Below are 16245 nucleotides of genomic sequence, written 5' to 3' on the forward strand. Positions count from 1 at the left end.
ACTTACTCCTTCCTGGCTCCAGTTGCGACCTGAGGCGGAGTCTTCGCTGCGTCGTCTTCCCACCATGCCGTGAACGACTGCGCACGGCCGTCAAGGTAGACCGTGCGGCCGATTTCGGGCGTCCACAGCGCGAAGGTTTGCCCCTGACTGGCGACTTGCATGCGCTTGAACGGATCATCCCAATCGTGAGGGGCGATGGAGAAGCGGCCCACATGCGTCTGCATCAGCACTCGGGCGTGCAGGTCCTTGGCTGCCTGCGCGGCCTGTTCCGGATTCATGTGGACATTCGCCCAGCGCGGATCGTACTGACCTGCATCAATGGCGACATAGTCGAACGGACCCAGCCGCTGGCCGATCTCGGCAAAGTGCGGGCCATAACCCGAGTCGCCACTGAAAAACAACCGCTGCTCAGGAGACACAAGTGCAAAGCCGACCCACAGCGACTGATCGCGGGTAAAGGTGCGTCCAGAGTAGTGTCGAGCTGTGGTGACGTGGACTCTGACGTTCGGTGTCAGCGCGATGACTTCGTTCCAGTCGGCTTCGCGTACGACTCCAATGTCGTAGCCCCAGCGCTCGAAATGCGCGCCTACACCCAACCCCACGATAACCTTTCTGACTTTGGTCTGAAGCGCCTGAACGGTTGGATAGTCCAAGTGATCGTAATGATCGTGGCTGATCAACAAAGCGTCGATCTCGGGTATGTCATCGGCCGTGTAGAGGCTGGTGCCCTCGAATGCCTTGTTCACTCCGGGGATCGGCGCGGCGTAAGTGCTGAACACCGGATCGATCAGGATGCGTTGTCCGCCCAGTTGCACGAAGTAGGAGGAATGGCCCAGCCAAACGACTATATCCTGTGTAGGGTCGAGTGCTTTGAGGTCGGTCTTGACGGCGGGAATCGGGCTTGGCGGTCGAGGCTGTCCCTCTTGCCCGAAAAGGGTCTGCATCCACATCGATATCTCGGATTGGTCCGTGGTCTTCATGGGCGTGTCGATCTGGTTGCGGAACACTCCGTCGGCATGATTGGGCGAATGTTCGATGCGCGTCAGCCGCTCGCCGCTGGGCAGGTCGCCGAAGACCGGCTGCTGTAAATAGGCGAAGGCGCCAACGATGCCTAGCAGAGCGATACCGACAACGGCCATGAGAAGACGACCCCAGAATAATTTCATGCAGTAGTTACCGTGGAGGTGGTCACGACAGGTTCGTGCCGCTGGCGCGCGTGAGTTCAGCCAGCAGCAAGTCTTGGAATCGGGAGTCTTGGACCGCGGAATGCGGCTGTTCGCGTCGCTGATGGTGCCAATAGCCGCCGCTGGTGAGTGCCTCAGGGTCATTGCTGGTGGCAAGCCATTCCTGGGTCAGGTGTCCCAGGCGCAGGTCGTCAGGTGCGTTGGGACCTCCCATCTTCGTTGGGACCCAGCCCGGATCGACCGCATTACTGAGGACGTCGGGGTACAACCGCGCAACGGCTGCTGCGAGTGCGGTTACAAAGAGTTTGCTGTCCGAATAGCTGCCTGTGGGGGTGCTGCCCGACCAGTCCAATCCCGTCAGGCTGGCTCGTCCGCCCCTATGCATGCTGCTGCTCAGGTAGATCAGACGCTTGGGGCGCTGAATCAGGGCCGTGAGCATATAGGGGGCGACGACGTTGACGACTAGCAGTTGCGCCCCGCTGAGGATGCCAGCGTTGTGAACAATGGCATCCATCGCGCCGATGGCATTGACCTGACGGGCAAGGTCGCGAACCTGTTCAAGATCGCCCAAGTCGCCGACTGTCGCGATGGCGCCCTGGTCCACCAGTTCTTGCACGGCAGACAACCGGGCAGGGGAGCGCACATGCACGACAACCTCGTGGCCTTGGGCAAGCAGGGTTTTGGCGGTGGCATGGCCCAGTCCATCGGCCGAGCCGGTAATGAATACGCGGGCTTTGCCGCTTGCATTGTTGTCCCGTTGTGCGTTGGACGCGGGAGCCTCCCTTCGGGAATTGGTTGGGGCCTCTGCCCAGGATGCCGTTGCTTCCAGAAGTGAGCCTGCGATCAACGCCGAACCCAGTCCGGCGCCTCTGATGAGAAAGTCTCTACGATCCATGCACGTCCCCTCGGGTCACTTCGCGCCTCTCGTCCCAAGCGCCATGGCGATCGCTCGCGCTGAATACAACGAAGGGTTGGTTAAAAAGAGGTTGTTAATGTAACCGGCCCCCTTCGACGCCACTAGCTAATCAGTCCTTAAAGGGGCTATAAGGCCTGCTAATTAATGATTTATGAGAGACTTGGGCGATGGTCAGACGTAACCTCAATGATCTCTTATCGTTCGTAACGATTGCCCGTGAAGGCAGCTTCACGCGGGCAGCTTCCGTACTGGGCGTGACTCAATCTGCCCTCAGCCAGGCAATGAGCGGGTTAGAGGCCAGGCTGGAGATTCGCTTGCTTACACGAACCACCCGTAGCGTATCGCCTACGGCAGCGGGCGAGCGTTTACTAAAAGCCATTGGTCATCGCTTTGACGAAATCGAGGCAGAACTCGACGAACTGACCGAGATGCGCGATAAACCCGCCGGCACCGTGCGCATCACCTGTGGTGAGCACATTCTTCGAGCACATTTGCTTCCCAAGCTCACGCCGCTTTTGCTCGATTATCCGGATATCAAGATAGAGTTCGATATCAATTATGGTTTTCGAGACATCGTCGCCGACCGTTTCGATGCAGGCGTGCGTATGGGCGATACCATCGACAAGGATATGGTTGCGGTACCCATCGGTCCTCAACTGCGCATGGCCGCTGCGGCCTCCCCGATGTATTTCGAAAGGCATCCAACGCCCAAAAATCCACGGGACCTGCTAAAGCACAGTTGTATCAATCAGCGTATGCAAACAGCAGGGGGGCTATACGTTTGGGAGTTTGAGCGTCGTGGCCAACCGTTAAACGTACGAGTGGATGGCCAGCTCGTTTTCAACACCTCTCCCAGCATGGTGGATGCAGCCTTGGCCGGCCTGGGCATCGCCTATCTTCCTGAAGAAGAATTCGCACCGCATCTGGAAAATGGCCGCCTGGTTCGTGTGCTGGAAGATTGGTGTGCTCCCTTCCCGGGGTACCATTTGTATTACCCAAGTCGCAGGCAGCCGTCGCGGGCCTTCACGCTGGTTATGAATGCACTGCGTGTGTAAGGACGATTGATAAATCTCATTCATGACTTCAATCGCTGCGAGGTATTTCAGTTTTTCTGTCAGCTGATACCTTCTGGCGGGAAAGCAATTTGGCTGTCAGATCAATTCGGGTCGGGGGTAGGGCGTGCCCCGCAGCCCATCGGAGCAAAGTGGAGCAACTATGAAAATACGCATCGATGTTTCAGGCGGTCCGGTTACGGCAACGCTCGACAACAACGATTCCTCCATAGATTTCGTTAAACAGCTGCCGATGAAACTGACACTGGACGACTACGCCTCGACCGAGAAGATCAGCGTACTGCCCGAGCCATTATCGACACAGGGCGCGCCAGCTGGGTTCACGCCTTCGGCGGGTGACATTGCCTTCTATGCGCCTTGGGGAAATCTCGCCATTTTTCATAAAGGGTTCAAGTATTCGAGCGACCTTATCAAACTCGGCAGGATTGATTCCGGCCTGGGAATACTCGCGCGTCCTGGGTCCCTTGAAGTAACGATCACCTTGGTCGATGAGTGATACCCCAAAACAGTCAGAACCACGCCGGCAAAAACTGTCTGTGGCGCAGGGGGCGGGAGAGGCCCTTTCGTTCATACGTTTCACACCAATGGCAGAGAACTCATGCAGCTGACTCGTGCCAACTTTGGCGATTTTATCTACTTTTTAGCTGTCGCCCGCCATTCCAGCTTCAGTCGTGCGGGTGTTGAAGTAGGGATAAGTGCATCTGCGCTGAGTCATGCGATCAAGGGGCTGGAGGCGAGATTGGGGGTTCGTTTGCTCAATCGCACGACCCGCAGCGTCACCCTGACGGCAGCCGGTGAGGAGCTGCTGGCATTGATAAGCGAACCTGTCGACAAAATCGACCAGGCCATTGAGTTGTTGAATAAGTTCCGTGATGAGCCCACTGGTCGTATACGGCTGAATGTTTTCAGTGACGCGGCGCTCCTTTTGTTGGCACCCGTTTTATCGACATTTGCTCATCGTTATCCCGATATCGAAGTGGAAGTCTCAACCACCAACAGTATGGTGGACATTGTTGAAGGAGGCTTCGACGCTGGGATCAGGTATGGCGCTACCGTACCTGAAGGCATGATTGCCCAAAGTCTTTCCCCCCCTGTTCGATGGGTCGTGGTAGGAACCCCCGATTACCTCGACCGATGTGGCATGCCGCTGCACCCCGAGGATTTGAAACAGCACAGTTGTTTAAGGTTTCGGCTAGGCAACGGCCGGATGTACAACTGGGAGTTTGAGAAAGAGGGTGAAAAATTAGAGATCCCAGTGTCCGGTAATGTCGTGCTGGATGAGACGCGGATGATGCTCGCCATGGTCACCCAGGGCGCTGGGCTGACTTATTGTGCTGAACCCATTGTCGCGCCGCTTGTAGCGGAAGGAACTTTACAAGTGGTTTTGGAGGATTGGGTCAGTGTCGGTCCAGGCTTCCATATCTATTACTCAAGCTACCGGCAGGTGCCGATCACGCTACGTTTGCTGATCGACTTGATCAGAGAGTTGCGCCCGCTTGGATAGTTGGCGATCGACAGCGACTTCGCCGGATTCGCTTTGGGAGAGAGATCTGATATGTCCAGTTTGAACGCATTGCTCGATGCCATCCACGCCGAACAGAACGAGGGTCGAGAGTCTGTACTCGCCACCGTTGTGAAGGTCGAGGGGTCGGCGTATCGCCGTCCGGGGGCGCGCATGCTCGTTTCACAATATGGACGTCCGGAGGGCACTATCAGTGGTGGCTGTCTGGAGGCTGATGTGGTGCGAAAGGCCTGGTGGCTGAGTGAGTCGGGCCCGGTGATTCGTAGCTACAGCACGACCGAGGCCACAGACGAAGAGGGCGGTGAAGAGTCCCTTGGTTTTGGGCTGGGCTGCAACGGCAAGGTGTATGTGTTGTTTGAGCGAGTACCAGCTACAAAGCAATGCGCTGTGCTTGATGCTTTACGCAAAGTAAGAAGCAACCAGAGACCCGTAGCAATCGCAACGGTAATAGCGGGCTCACGCAATAGCCGTGCAGATGTTGGAGACCGTGTGTTCCTGGAATCTGGCGCGGCGCCCCTCGGAGGGCTCTACCATCCTGCACTGAACGAGCGAATTACCGCTGATCTGCGTCTCACATTGGACCAGCAAAAATCTACGCGGCAACGCTATACCGAAGGCTATGCGGAGGTAGAGGTTTTTCTGGAATACGTCGCGCCACCACCGCGTCTGATGATCTTTGGGGCGGGCCATGATGCGCAGCCGTTGGTACGGATCGCAAAAATCCTGGGGTGGCATGTCACCGTTGTTGATAGTCGCCCACATTTCGCCCGTCCGGAACGTTTTCCCGAAGCGGATCGGGTGTTGAGCGCCGATATAGGCGGGCCTTTCGAATTTCGAAAGTTCGTGGAGGGGGCGTGTGTGGCGGTAATGTCCCATAGCCTGAGCCAGGATGCGCATTGGTTGAAAGGCGCGTTACAAGGTAATCCCCGTTACATCGGTCAGCTCGGGCCGCGTGATCGGACCGAGCGTCTGCTTGATGAAATAACGCGACAGACAAACAGCCTGCCTGCGTTGGACCGATTGCACTATCCAATGGGTTTGGATTTGGGTGGGGACACCCCGGAAAGTGTGGCGATGGCGGTGCTTGGGGAGATGCAGGCCGTCCTGAATGGGCGAGCGGGTGGAAGTCTGAAGTTGCGGACGTCAACGATCCACGAAACTTGTCAGCTTGAACCCAGATGTTCCCGTGAATTATCCATGGCAGAGTCGTAGAAGACTTGAGTTGGAAGCTCCTGCAGGATATGAGCCTCGCCGATGCGCTGCACGCATTAGAGGCCAAAGCTGATCAAAACTCACTAATCGAAATGCTGTCCTTCGTTAATCGCTGGATATAGAGCGTTGTGAGTAATCTGCAAAATTCTGAAACCATTTTATTGCTGAATATCACTCATTGGTGATTTCAGTAAAGTCGGGCTAATCCTCAGGCCCCTCGATTGTTAGCATGCCTACATAACAATCCAATGCGCAGCGCATTGGCTCATCGGGTTTATTAACCCGGTCAATAAGCTTGATCTTCGCACCGCGCTTCTTGCGCGTACTTGCCGAACTCTTTCTCCCATTGCCACCAGCAGCTGTTTCAGCCTGTGCTGCGGCAGTTTGCAAACTCATGCGCGCATTTTTCAGCGCTGTGTTCGAGGACTTTATGCCATTCAAGCCTATCTATCCTGCTTTGGTAACCGCCATTGCTTTTGCCACGATGCTCAGTGGATGCAACAACGAGCAGGCTGCTACTGCGCCGGTGCAAGCCCCCCAAGTCAGTGTGGTGACCCTGAAAACCCAGGCTGTGACCTTGTTCAACGATCTGCCTGGGCGTACCAGTGCTTATCGCCTTGCCGAGGTTCGGCCGCAGGTGGATGGCATCGTCCTGAAACGCTTGTTCAAGGAAGGCGCAGATATCAAGGCTGGTCAGCAGCTTTATCAGATCGATCCATCAACTTACGAGGTGACGCTCGCCAGTGCGCAGGCCAGTTTGGAGCAATCTCGCTCGCTGACCACCCGGTATCGGCAACTGATCGATGAGCAGGCGGTGAGCAAGCAGGAGTATGACACTGCTCGATCTCAGCAGATGCAGGCAGAGGCACAAGTCAAGGGCGCCCAGATCAATCTGAGATATACCAAAATGTTCGCGCCTATCAGCGGGCGAATTGGACGTTCGGCTGTGACCGAAGGTGCGCTAGTTTCTAATGGCCAAGCAGCCGCCCTTGCGATTATCCAGCAACTCGACCCCATTTATGTCGATGTCACTCAGCCTTATGGCGAGGTGCTCAAACTGCGTCGGGCTCTTGAAAGCGGGCAGTTGCAGAAAACTGCTGATAAGGCTGCGAAAGTTAGCCTGACACTTCAGGACGGTAGCCAGTACCCGCTGCAGGGTTCGCTGGAGTTTTCAGAAGTCTCGGTCGACGAAGCAACCGGCTCGGTCACCCTGCGCGCCGTGTTCCCCAACCCCGATCACTTGCTGCTGCCCGGGATTTTTGTGCATGCGCGGTTGCAGGAGGGGGTCGCCGAGCAGGCCATTCTTGCTCCACAGATTGGTGTGACCCGGGATCTCAAGGGCACCCCGACCGCCATGGTCGTTACCGCCGATAACAAAGTCGAGCAACGCCAGCTCAAGGTTGGCCGCACCGTCGGTGCGAATGTGCTGGTGGAAAGCGGCTTGAGCGCCGGAGACAAAATCATCGTCGAAGGGCTTCAGTTCATTAAGCCGGGGAGCTCCGTGGTCGCTCAGGAAGCGATGACAGATGAGGCGAACAGAGCCCCTGTGGCGCTAAACACCAGCGCTAAGGCGGAGTAGACCATGTCGAAGTATTTTATTGATAGACCGATCTTCGCGTGGGTGCTTGCACTGATCATCATGCTCGTTGGGGCATTGTCGATCCTCAATTTGCCGATCAATCAATACCCTGACATTGCACCACCCGCTGTCGCGATTCAGGTTTCTTACCCCGGTGCTTCCGCGCAGACAGTGCAAGATACGGTCGTGCAAGTGATCGAGCAGCAGATGAACGGCATCGACAATCTGCGCTACATCTCTTCGGAGAGTAATGCCGATGGCAGCATGCGAATCATCGTGACCTTCAACCAGGGCACCAACCCGGATATTGCCCAGGTTCAGGTGCAGAACAAGCTGAACCTGGCCACGCCGCTGTTGCCGCGTGAAGTGCAGCAGCAAGGGCTTCGCGTCACAAAATTCCAACAGAATTTCATGATGTTCATTGGCCTGGTTTCCACCGATGGAAAACACACCAAGGAGGATCTATCCAACTACATCGTCTCAAACATCCAGGACCCGATTTCGAGGACTTCAGGTGTTGGTGATTTTCAGATCTGGGGTACGCAATACGCCATGCGAGTCTGGCTGGACCCGGCCAAACTGAACCAGTTCCAGTTGACGCCAGTCGACGTGACCGAGGCGATTGAGGCGCAGAACGTGCAGGTGGCTTCGGGCACGATTGGTGGTCTTCCGGCGCGCAAAGGTACGGTGTTTACCGCAACTATCATTGGCAAGACTCGACTGCAGACCTCCGAGCAATTTGGTGACATTTTGCTTAAGGTCAATAGCGACGGCTCCCAGGTGCGCCTGAGTGATGTGGCCGATATCAGTTTGGGCGGTGAAAACTACAGCATCAACGCCCAAGCCAATGGCAAGCCTGCCTCGGGTATCGCCATCCGCTTGGCCACAGGCGCCAACGCCCTTGATACCGCCAAGGCGATTCGCGCCACGGTCGACCGACTGAAACCATTCTTCCCGGCCGGGATTGAAGCGGTGTACCCGTATGACACGACGCCGGTGGTCACCGAATCCATCAGCGGTGTGATGCATACGCTGGGCGAGGCGGTGGTTTTGGTCTTTCTGGTCATGCTGCTGTTTTTGCAAAATATGCGTGCCACCATCATTACGACTTTGACAGTGCCCGTTGTGTTGTTGGGTACGTTCGGCGTCCTCGCAGCGGCCGGCTTCTCTATCAATACCTTGACCATGTTCGGGATGATCCTGGCGATCGGATTACTCGTCGACGATGCGATTGTGGTGGTTGAAAACGTCGAACGGGTGATGGCGGAGGAACACCTGTCACCCAGGGAGGCCACGCGTAAATCGATGGGGCAGATCCAGGGAGCGCTGGTGGGTATTGCCTTGGTGCTCTCGGCGGTGCTGTTGCCCATGGCTTTCTTTGGTGGCTCCACTGGCGTGATCTACCGGCAGTTCTCGATCACTATCGTATCGGCCATGGCGCTTTCGGTATTTGTTGCTTTGGTATTCACCCCGGCGCTTTGCGCGACGCTGCTCAAGCCAATCGATCCGACAAAACACGGTCAGCCCAAGCGCGGTTTCTTTGGATGGTTCAACAGACGGTTCGATGCCTGCGTCAACGGATATGAGCAGGGCGTAGGCCAGATCATTCGGCATAGGGTGCCGGGCTTTATGGTTTACCTGGTAATCGTCGCCGGCACGATTTGGATGTTCGCCCGGATACCGACCTCGTTCTTGCCTGATGAAGACCAGGGTTTGATTTTTACGCAAGTGCAGACGCCGGCCAACAGCTCGGCTGAGACCACGCAAAAAGTGCTTGATCGCATGAGTCAGTACTTGCTGGACAAAGAGCACGGAGAAGGTAAAGCCGTTGCTACAGTTTTCACCGTTAACGGCTTCAACTTTGCGGGCCGCGGGCAGAATTCAGGGATTGCGTTCGTCAACCTGAAGCCATGGGATGAACGAGACAGTGACAATACTGTGTTCAAAATTGCCCAGCGTGCCCAGCAAGAGTTCCTGAAGTACCGCGACGCCCTGGTATATGCGGTGGTTCCGCCATCGGTACTGGAGTTGGGTAACGCCACCGGCTTCGATTTCTACCTGCAGGACCAAGATAGCGTGGGCCATCAAAAACTCATGGAGGCACGCGGCAAGTTTCTTGAGCTGGCTGCCCAGAGCCCGGTCCTCGCTGGCGTTCGCCCAAACGGCTTGGCCGACGAGCCACAGTACCACCTGACCATCGACGACGAGCGCGCGCGGGCGATGGGCATTTCTCTGGCCGATATCAACACCACGCTGTCAGTGGCATACGGCAGTAGTTATGTGAACGATTTCGTTGACCGCGGTCGAGTTAAACGGGTTTACGTACAGGGTCAACCTGACTCGCGCAGCACCGCAGAGGATCTGAGTAAATGGTTCGTGCGTAATAACCAAGGTCAGATGGTCCCGTTCTCGGCATTTGCGAGTGCCGAGTGGATCTTCGGCTCACCAAAACTGTCACGCTACAACGGCGTCCCTGCCGAGCAAATTCTTGGGACTCCCGCCCCGGGTTACAGCTCTGGCCAGGCGATGGCGGAAGTCGAGCGAATTGCAGCGCAACTGCCGCCCGGCGTAGGCATCTCTTTTACCGGGTTGTCCTATGAAGAGCGTCTTTCAGGGTCACAAGCGCCTGCTCTGTATGCGCTGTCGATTCTCGTCGTGTTTCTATGTCTGGCGGCACTCTATGAAAGCTGGTCGATTCCGATTGCGGTCATCTTGGTCGTGCCTCTTGGGGTAATCGGCGCGCTAATGGCCACGGCATTGCGGGGGCTGTCCAACGACGTGTTCTTCCAAGTGGGTCTGTTGGTGACGGTGGGGTTGGCGGCGAAGAATGCGATCCTGATCGTCGAGTTTGCCAAGGAATTGAATGAAAAAGGTACACCGTTGCTGGAAGCGACGGTCGAGGCTTGTCGTATGCGTCTGCGTCCGATCGTGATGACGTCCTTGGCATTCATTCTCGGCGTGCTACCTCTGACCATTTCCAGCGGAGCCGGCTCTGGCAGTCAACACGCCATCGGCACGGGGGTGATCGGCGGCATGATAACGGCCACCGTTCTGGCGATTTTTTGGGTTCCCCTGTTCTTCGTTTCCGTTTCAACCTTGTTTAAAGGCAGCCGCAAGAAGCAGGACGAAACTGCTATGCGTGAGGAGGCAGGCCAATGACTCGCTCTTTAATCGGTCTCGCGATCAGCGCCGCTGTTCTGAGTGGTTGCTCACTGATCCCTGAGTATCAGCGACCGCAGGCTCCAGTTGCGGCGCAATATCCGCAGGGTCCTGCCTATCAGGCAACCAACGCTGCCGACCAGGCCGCTGTGGAGCAGGGGTGGCGCGAGTTTTTCCACGATCCGGCATTGCAGCGATTGATCCAGACCGCCTTGGTCAATAATCGTGACCTGAAGGTCGCGGCACTGAACGTTGAGGCTTTCCGGGCGCAGTACCGAATCCAGAGAGCTGACCTGTTTCCGGCGATTGGCGCCAACGCCAGCGGAACACGGCAGCGACTGCCGAGCGCTCAGGCGCAGTCCGGTCAGGCCAGTATTTCCAGCCAATATGACGTCAACCTGGGAATCAGTTCGTACGAGTTGGATCTGTTTGGTAGCATCGCCAGTCTAAGCCAGCAGGCACTGGAAACTTATCTGTCTACCGCCCAGGCCCGACGCTCGACCCAGATCAGCATCGTTTCGAGCGTGGCCAATGCCTATCTCACCTGGCAAGCCGACCGTGAATTGCTCAAGCTCACCGAGAACACGCTGGACGCCTACGAGGAGAGCTTACGTCTGACCACCCGCAGTAATCAGGTGGGTGTGGCTTCGGCGCTTGATCTCGCACAGGCGCGTACCTCGGTGCAAGGTGCGCGGGCGAGCCTGGCAAACTACCAGCGCCGAGTAGCCGAAGACGAGAATGCTTTGGTGCTTCTTCTCGGTACAGGACTGCCCGCCGATTTGCCGGAGCCACAGTCCTTGGATGGCGACCTGCTGGCCAACGTACCGGCTGGTCTGCCCAGTGATTTACTCACCCGTCGCCCCGATATCCTCGCCGCCGAGCATACGCTCTTGGCCGCTAACGCTAACATCGGCGCGGCGCGGGCGGCTTTTTTTCCTAGCATCAGCCTTACGGCAAATGCCGGCACCTCGAGCGCGAATCTGGATGGGTTGTTCAAGAGCGGCTCAGGCAGTTGGGCGTTTACCCCTACCATCAGCTTGCCGATTTTCAACGCAGGCGCGTTACGCGCTAGCCTGAATTACTCGGAGATTCAGAAAGACATTGGTGTGGCCAACTACGAGAAAGCTATCCAGGCCGCTTTCCAGGAGGTCTCCGATGGGTTGACTGCACGTAAAACTTACGTCGACCAGTTGCAGGCACAGAATGACCTCGTCAACGCCAGCCAGGATTACTATCGGCTTGCCGAGCGTCGTTATCGAATCGGCGTGGACAGCAACCTGACCTTTTTGGACGCGCAGCGCTCGCTGTTTAGCAACCAACAAAGGCTGATCAACGATCGCCTTGCGCAGTTGCAGGCTGAAGTGAACTTGTATCGTGCACTGGGTGGCGGATGGGACGAGCGGGGCGTGCAAAAACTCTGAGAACGACGACTATACAAAAACGCCCGGCGATAGGCCGGGCGTTTTTGTATTAGCAGTGAATGACACTATCATGATATTACGTGCTGAGTGGTGACGCCGCGCTGTCATTTACACGGCGGTTAATTACAAGCAGGGCATCTTGTCAGTTTTAGCCAAGGTATTACCTTTACTGTCCATAAGTTCAATTTTTACCTCTTTTCCCGCACTACTTTCCATCAGGGTGTAACGTTCATTCGGTAAAAAATTGTCATAGGACAGGGTGGCAACACAGCGGTGTTGGCTTTCCTGGTAGCCCTTGGTAACCACCCCAAGTTCCATCGTATGCGCCCCTGGCGATACTTTGAAATAAGTCAGGTTCTCTGCGCGTTGTGTATCCAGGCGTCTGGCCAGCATTTCATCACCGATCTGCTCGTGAAGGTTGACAATGGATTCGCCATCCTTAAGCGTCGGAAGTTCAGTCGCACAGCCAGCCAGGCCGGTGATTAAAATGATGGAAGCTGTTAGTTTTGCAAGGTTCATAAATGTCCTGAATTCTTTGGGGGTCCGAGAATAGCTATAAGCTTGTTCTGAACCGTTAAATAGGTAAGGTTTTAAATAAGCTGTTTCAGCCTAATAACGCATTGGCTTGGGAACGTGGGCCCGTTATTGTTTCTGCAGATGACGCAAGATGATCGAGGACGGCAAGGACTAAGATGCCTACTCGATATCTGGAATGATTTTGTTGTCGGTATGGGGATATTCTACAGGCTATTTTTTAATTGATTAGCCTGTGAGCTATTGATGCAGTGCTGAGCTTTATTCACCAATGATGTGCCATCAGCGACGCCGAGAACTTGAATCCCTCAGGTGTCGCACGTGGTATTTTCTGCGCGTCGGACGTTACCGTTCGAATCGATCGTCGATCAGTCAGTCATTTCTGTCGCTGAGACGATCAGCCCTTAACGATGAGGCGCGAGTTTCGGTCATTGCGAAAGGCCAATTGTTCGATGGTTTGCGTAGCGTGCTCGGCGTCTTCACGCGCCTTGAGAATCACCCCGTGATGTTCGGACTTGCTGCACACCGGGTCGGCGTTGCTGGCGTCGCCCGTGAGCATGAACGCCTGGCAGCGGCAGCCGCCGAAGTCTTTTTCTTTTTCATCGCAGGAGCGGCACGGTTCGGGCATCCAGTCATAACCGCGGAAGCGGTTGAAGCCGAACGAGTCGTACCAGATGTGCTGCATGCTGTGGTCGCGCACATTGGGAAACTGCACCGGCAGCTGGCGGGCACCGTGACAGGGCAATGCCGTGCCGTCCGGCGTGACGGTGAGGAAAATGCTGCCCCAGCCGTTCATGCAGCCCTTGGGGCGTTCTTCGTAGTAGTCCGGCGTGACAAAGATCAACTTGCACGGATTGCCTTGCGCTTCCAGCTTGGCGCGGTATTCGTTGGTGACACGCTCGGCGCGTACCAGTTGCTCCCGGGTGGGCAGCAGGCCGACGCGGTTGAGCTGCGCCCAGCCGTAGAACTGGCACGTGGCGAGCTCGACGAAGTCGGCTTCCAGGGCGATGCACAGCTCGATGATGCGATCGATCTTGTCGATGTTGTGCCGATGGGTCACGAAGTTCAGCACCATCGGATAACCGTGGGCCTTTACCGCCCGGGCCATTTCCAGTTTTTGCGCGAAGGCTTTCTTCGAACCGGCCAGGAGGTTGTTCACCTGCTCATCGCTGGCCTGGAAACTGATCTGGATATGGTCGAGGCCGGCCTTCTTGAAGTCGCTGATTTTCTGCTCGGTCAAGCCGATGCCGGAGGTGATCAGGTTGGTATAGAAACCCAGCTTGCGCGCCTCGCCGATCAACTCGGCCAGGTCCTGGCGCACCAGCGGCTCGCCGCCGGAAAAACCCAACTGCGCGGCGCCCATCTCGCGGGCTTCGCGAAAGACCTTGAACCACTGCTCGGAGCTCAACTCCTGGCCCTGCTCGGCGAAGTCCAGCGGGTTGGAGCAGTACGGGCATTGCAGTGGGCAGCGATAGGTCAGCTCCGCCAGCAGCCACAGCGGCAGGCCGACTTCAGGCTTGGGCGGCAGGCCAGAGGGCTCAGGCAAGTTCGATCCAGTGCTGTGCACGAGCGACCTCCATGAATTGCTCGATGTCGTCACCGAGTTCCGGCACGCCGGGAAACTGCTTCGCCAACTCGTCGATGATGGCCGCGACATCCCGTTCACCATCGATCAGGCCACCGATCAGCGCAGCGCTGTCATTCAGCTTGATCATGCCTTCAGGATAGAGCAGCACGTGGCCTTTCTGGGCCGGTTCGTACTGGAAGCGATAGCCGGGGCGCCAGCGTGGGGTTTTGCTGCGGTCGAAACTCATAAGGTGATCCCTTTGTGCCACACCCGTTGCCCGGTCACCCTGTGGTAGGGCGGGCGGTTCAATTCATAGGCCATGCTCATGGCGTCGAGCATGCTCCAGAGGATGTCCAGTTTGAACTGGAGAATCTCCAGCATGCGTTCCTGCCCTGCGCGGGTGGTGTAGTGCTGCAAGGTGATCGCCAGGCCATGTTCCACATCACGCCGAGCCTGACCGAGGCGGGTGCGGAAGTACTCATAGCCGGTCGGGTCGATCCACGGGTAGTGCTGCGGCCAACTGTCCAGGCGCGACTGGTGGATCTGCGGGGCGAACAGTTCGGTCAGCGAGCTGCTGGCGGCTTCCTGCCAACTGGCCCGGCGGGCGAAGTTGACATAGGCATCCACGGCGAAACGCACACCGGGCAGCACCAGCTCCTGGGAGCGCAGTTGATCGGGGTCCAGGCCCACCGCCTGGCCCAGCCGCAGCCAGGCTTCGATACCGCCGTCTTCGCCGGGAGCGCCGTCATGGTCGAGCAGGCGCTGGATCCACTCGCGGCGGATCTCCCGGTCCGGGCAGTTGGCCAGGATCGCGGCGTCCTTGAGCGGGATGTTCACTTGATAGTAGAAACGGTTCGCGACCCAGCCCTGGATCTGCTCGCGAGTGGCACGGCCTTCATACATCGCCACGTGATAGGGGTGATGGATGTGGTAGAAGGCGCCCTTGGCGCGCAAGGCTGCTTCAAATTCTGCGGTGGTCAATGGTGTATCAGTCATTTCGGGCGCTCCTACAGTTCGATGCTCATGCCGTCGTAAGCGACTTCGACATTGCGTCGCACCAACTCGGCCCGCTCGGAGGAGTCTTCATCGAGGATCGGGTTGGTGTTGTTAATGTGGATCAGCACCTTGCGCTGCTTCGGCAAATGCTCCAGCACTTCGAGCATGCCGCCCGGACCATTCTGGGCCAGGTGGCCCATTTCCCGGCCAGTTCGGGTGCCGACGCCACGGCGCTGCATTTCATCGTCGTCCCACATCGTACCGTCCACCAGCAGACAATCGCTGCCGGCCATGATCTCCAACAACGACTCGTCGACCTTGCCCAGCCCCGGGGCATAGAACAGCTTGCCACCCGTGCGCAGGTCTTCGACGATCAACCCGATGTTGTCGCCCGGGTGCGGGTCGAAGCGATGCGGTGAATAGGGTGGTGCGGCGCTGCGCAGGGGCAGTGGGGTGAAGCGCAGGTTCGGGCAGGCGGCGATGGTGAAGCTCTGGTCGAGTTCAATGCGATTCCAACTCAACCCGCCGTTCCAGTGGGTCAGCATGTTGAACAGCGGAAAGCCCGTGCTCAGGTCTTCATGGACCATGTCGGTGCACCAGACTTGATGCGGGCAACCTTCACGCAGGCCGAGCAGACCGGTGGTGTGGTCGATCTGGCTGTCCATCAGGATGATCGCGCCAATGCCGGTGTCGCGCAGGGCCCGGCCCGGCTGCATCGGGGCAAACGCCTGGAGCTGGGCGCGAATGTCCGGAGAGGCGTTGCACAGCACCCAGTTCACACCGTCATCGGATAGGGCGATGGACGACTGGGTACGCGCCTGGGCCCGCAGGCTACCGTTGCGAAAACCTGCGCAATTGGCGCAGTTGCAGTTCCACTGGGGGAAACCGCCACCGGCGGCAGAACCTAGTATCTGGACGAACATGGTTGCTCCATCATTCTGGAACCGAAAATAAAACGCCTCGGCAGGCCGAGGCGCTGTCCATCAGGTACAAACTTAACGGTTTGCGAAGTACATGGTGACTTCAAAACCAATACGCAGGTCGGTGTAAGCAGGTTTGGACCAAGACATGAAAGTACTCCT

The 16245-nt window shown here is 57.1% G+C and carries 15 protein-coding genes; 7 read left to right on the forward strand and 8 right to left on the reverse strand.

All coding sequences use genetic code 11. The annotated features are described in order from the left end of the window. Window positions 1-2 precede the first annotated feature (2 nt). Window positions 3-1166: an MBL fold metallo-hydrolase gene (locus AB3226_RS26840; protein WP_304576043.1), complete on the reverse strand. Its 1164-nt coding sequence runs from the start codon at window positions 1164-1166 to the stop codon at window positions 3-5. 22 nt (window positions 1167-1188) lie between these two features. Continuing rightward, window positions 1189-2079 (reverse strand): SDR family NAD(P)-dependent oxidoreductase, encoded by an 891-nt coding sequence (locus AB3226_RS26845; protein ID WP_088500320.1) that lies wholly within the window; start codon window positions 2077-2079, stop codon window positions 1189-1191. A 188-nt stretch (window positions 2080-2267) separates the two neighbouring features. Between AB3226_RS26845 and AB3226_RS26850 the strand changes: the two genes are divergently transcribed. The 7 genes from AB3226_RS26850 to adeC all read left to right on the forward strand — a co-directional run bounded on the left by AB3226_RS26850 (window position 2268) and on the right by adeC (window position 12066). Beyond that, a complete protein-coding gene (locus AB3226_RS26850; protein WP_048392883.1) occupies window positions 2268-3155 on the forward strand; it encodes a LysR family transcriptional regulator in 888 nt (295 codons plus the stop codon). A gap of 160 nt (window positions 3156-3315) precedes the next feature. Further along, window positions 3316-3669: a cyclophilin-like fold protein gene (locus tag AB3226_RS26855; protein ID WP_079302510.1), complete on the forward strand. Its 354-nt coding sequence runs from the start codon at window positions 3316-3318 to the stop codon at window positions 3667-3669. A gap of 102 nt (window positions 3670-3771) precedes the next feature. Beyond that, window positions 3772-4677 carry a LysR family transcriptional regulator gene (locus tag AB3226_RS26860; RefSeq protein WP_095058137.1) on the forward strand — a complete coding sequence of 302 codons (906 nt, stop codon included), beginning with the start codon at window positions 3772-3774 and terminating at the stop codon, window positions 4675-4677. 51 nt (window positions 4678-4728) lie between these two features. Further along, on the forward strand, window positions 4729-5907 hold the full coding sequence (locus tag AB3226_RS26865) for an XdhC family protein (protein WP_095058138.1): 1179 nt from the start codon (window positions 4729-4731) through the stop codon (window positions 5905-5907). A 430-nt stretch (window positions 5908-6337) separates the two neighbouring features. Continuing rightward, on the forward strand, window positions 6338-7486 hold the full coding sequence (locus AB3226_RS26870; protein WP_095058182.1) for an efflux RND transporter periplasmic adaptor subunit: 1149 nt from the start codon (window positions 6338-6340) through the stop codon (window positions 7484-7486). A 3-nt stretch (window positions 7487-7489) separates the two neighbouring features. Next, window positions 7490-10645, forward strand: a complete 3156-nt coding sequence (locus AB3226_RS26875; RefSeq protein ID WP_095058139.1) for an efflux RND transporter permease subunit — start codon at window positions 7490-7492, stop codon at window positions 10643-10645. After that, the gene (gene adeC / locus AB3226_RS26880; RefSeq protein WP_367375293.1) at window positions 10642-12066 is read left to right on the forward strand and encodes an AdeC/AdeK/OprM family multidrug efflux complex outer membrane factor; all 1425 of its coding nucleotides are present in this window, start codon (window positions 10642-10644) and stop codon (window positions 12064-12066) included. Before AB3226_RS26875 ends, adeC begins: the two co-directional genes overlap by 4 nt. Before the next feature lie 123 nt (window positions 12067-12189). Here the strand turns inward: adeC and AB3226_RS26885 are convergent, their stop codons facing one another. From AB3226_RS26885 to pqqA, 6 genes are all read right to left on the reverse strand, one after another. Beyond that, window positions 12190-12585 (reverse strand): hypothetical protein, encoded by a 396-nt coding sequence (locus AB3226_RS26885; RefSeq protein ID WP_095058141.1) that lies wholly within the window; start codon window positions 12583-12585, stop codon window positions 12190-12192. A gap of 412 nt (window positions 12586-12997) precedes the next feature. Then, the gene (pqqE, locus tag AB3226_RS26890; RefSeq protein WP_304576045.1) at window positions 12998-14167 is read right to left on the reverse strand and encodes a pyrroloquinoline quinone biosynthesis protein PqqE; all 1170 of its coding nucleotides are present in this window, start codon (window positions 14165-14167) and stop codon (window positions 12998-13000) included. Then, window positions 14139-14414, reverse strand: a complete 276-nt coding sequence (gene pqqD / locus AB3226_RS26895; protein ID WP_018607357.1) for a pyrroloquinoline quinone biosynthesis peptide chaperone PqqD — start codon at window positions 14412-14414, stop codon at window positions 14139-14141. Before pqqD ends, pqqE begins: the two co-directional genes overlap by 29 nt. Continuing rightward, complete coding sequence (gene pqqC, locus AB3226_RS26900) at window positions 14411-15163, reverse strand: pyrroloquinoline-quinone synthase PqqC (protein ID WP_304576046.1); 753 nt, start codon at window positions 15161-15163, stop codon at window positions 14411-14413. The genes pqqD and pqqC overlap by 4 nt, the downstream gene beginning before the upstream one ends. 11 nt (window positions 15164-15174) lie before the next feature. Beyond that, a complete protein-coding gene (gene pqqB, locus AB3226_RS26905) occupies window positions 15175-16086 on the reverse strand; it encodes a pyrroloquinoline quinone biosynthesis protein PqqB (protein ID WP_304576047.1) in 912 nt (303 codons plus the stop codon). Window positions 16087-16158: 72 nt separating this feature from the next. Then, complete coding sequence (gene pqqA / locus AB3226_RS26910) at window positions 16159-16233, reverse strand: pyrroloquinoline quinone precursor peptide PqqA (RefSeq protein ID WP_020295432.1); 75 nt, start codon at window positions 16231-16233, stop codon at window positions 16159-16161. Window positions 16234-16245 lie beyond the last annotated feature (12 nt).

It is taken from the genome of Pseudomonas lini (genome assembly GCF_964063345.1).
Lineage (GTDB): Bacteria > Pseudomonadota > Gammaproteobacteria > Pseudomonadales > Pseudomonadaceae > Aquipseudomonas > Aquipseudomonas lini_B.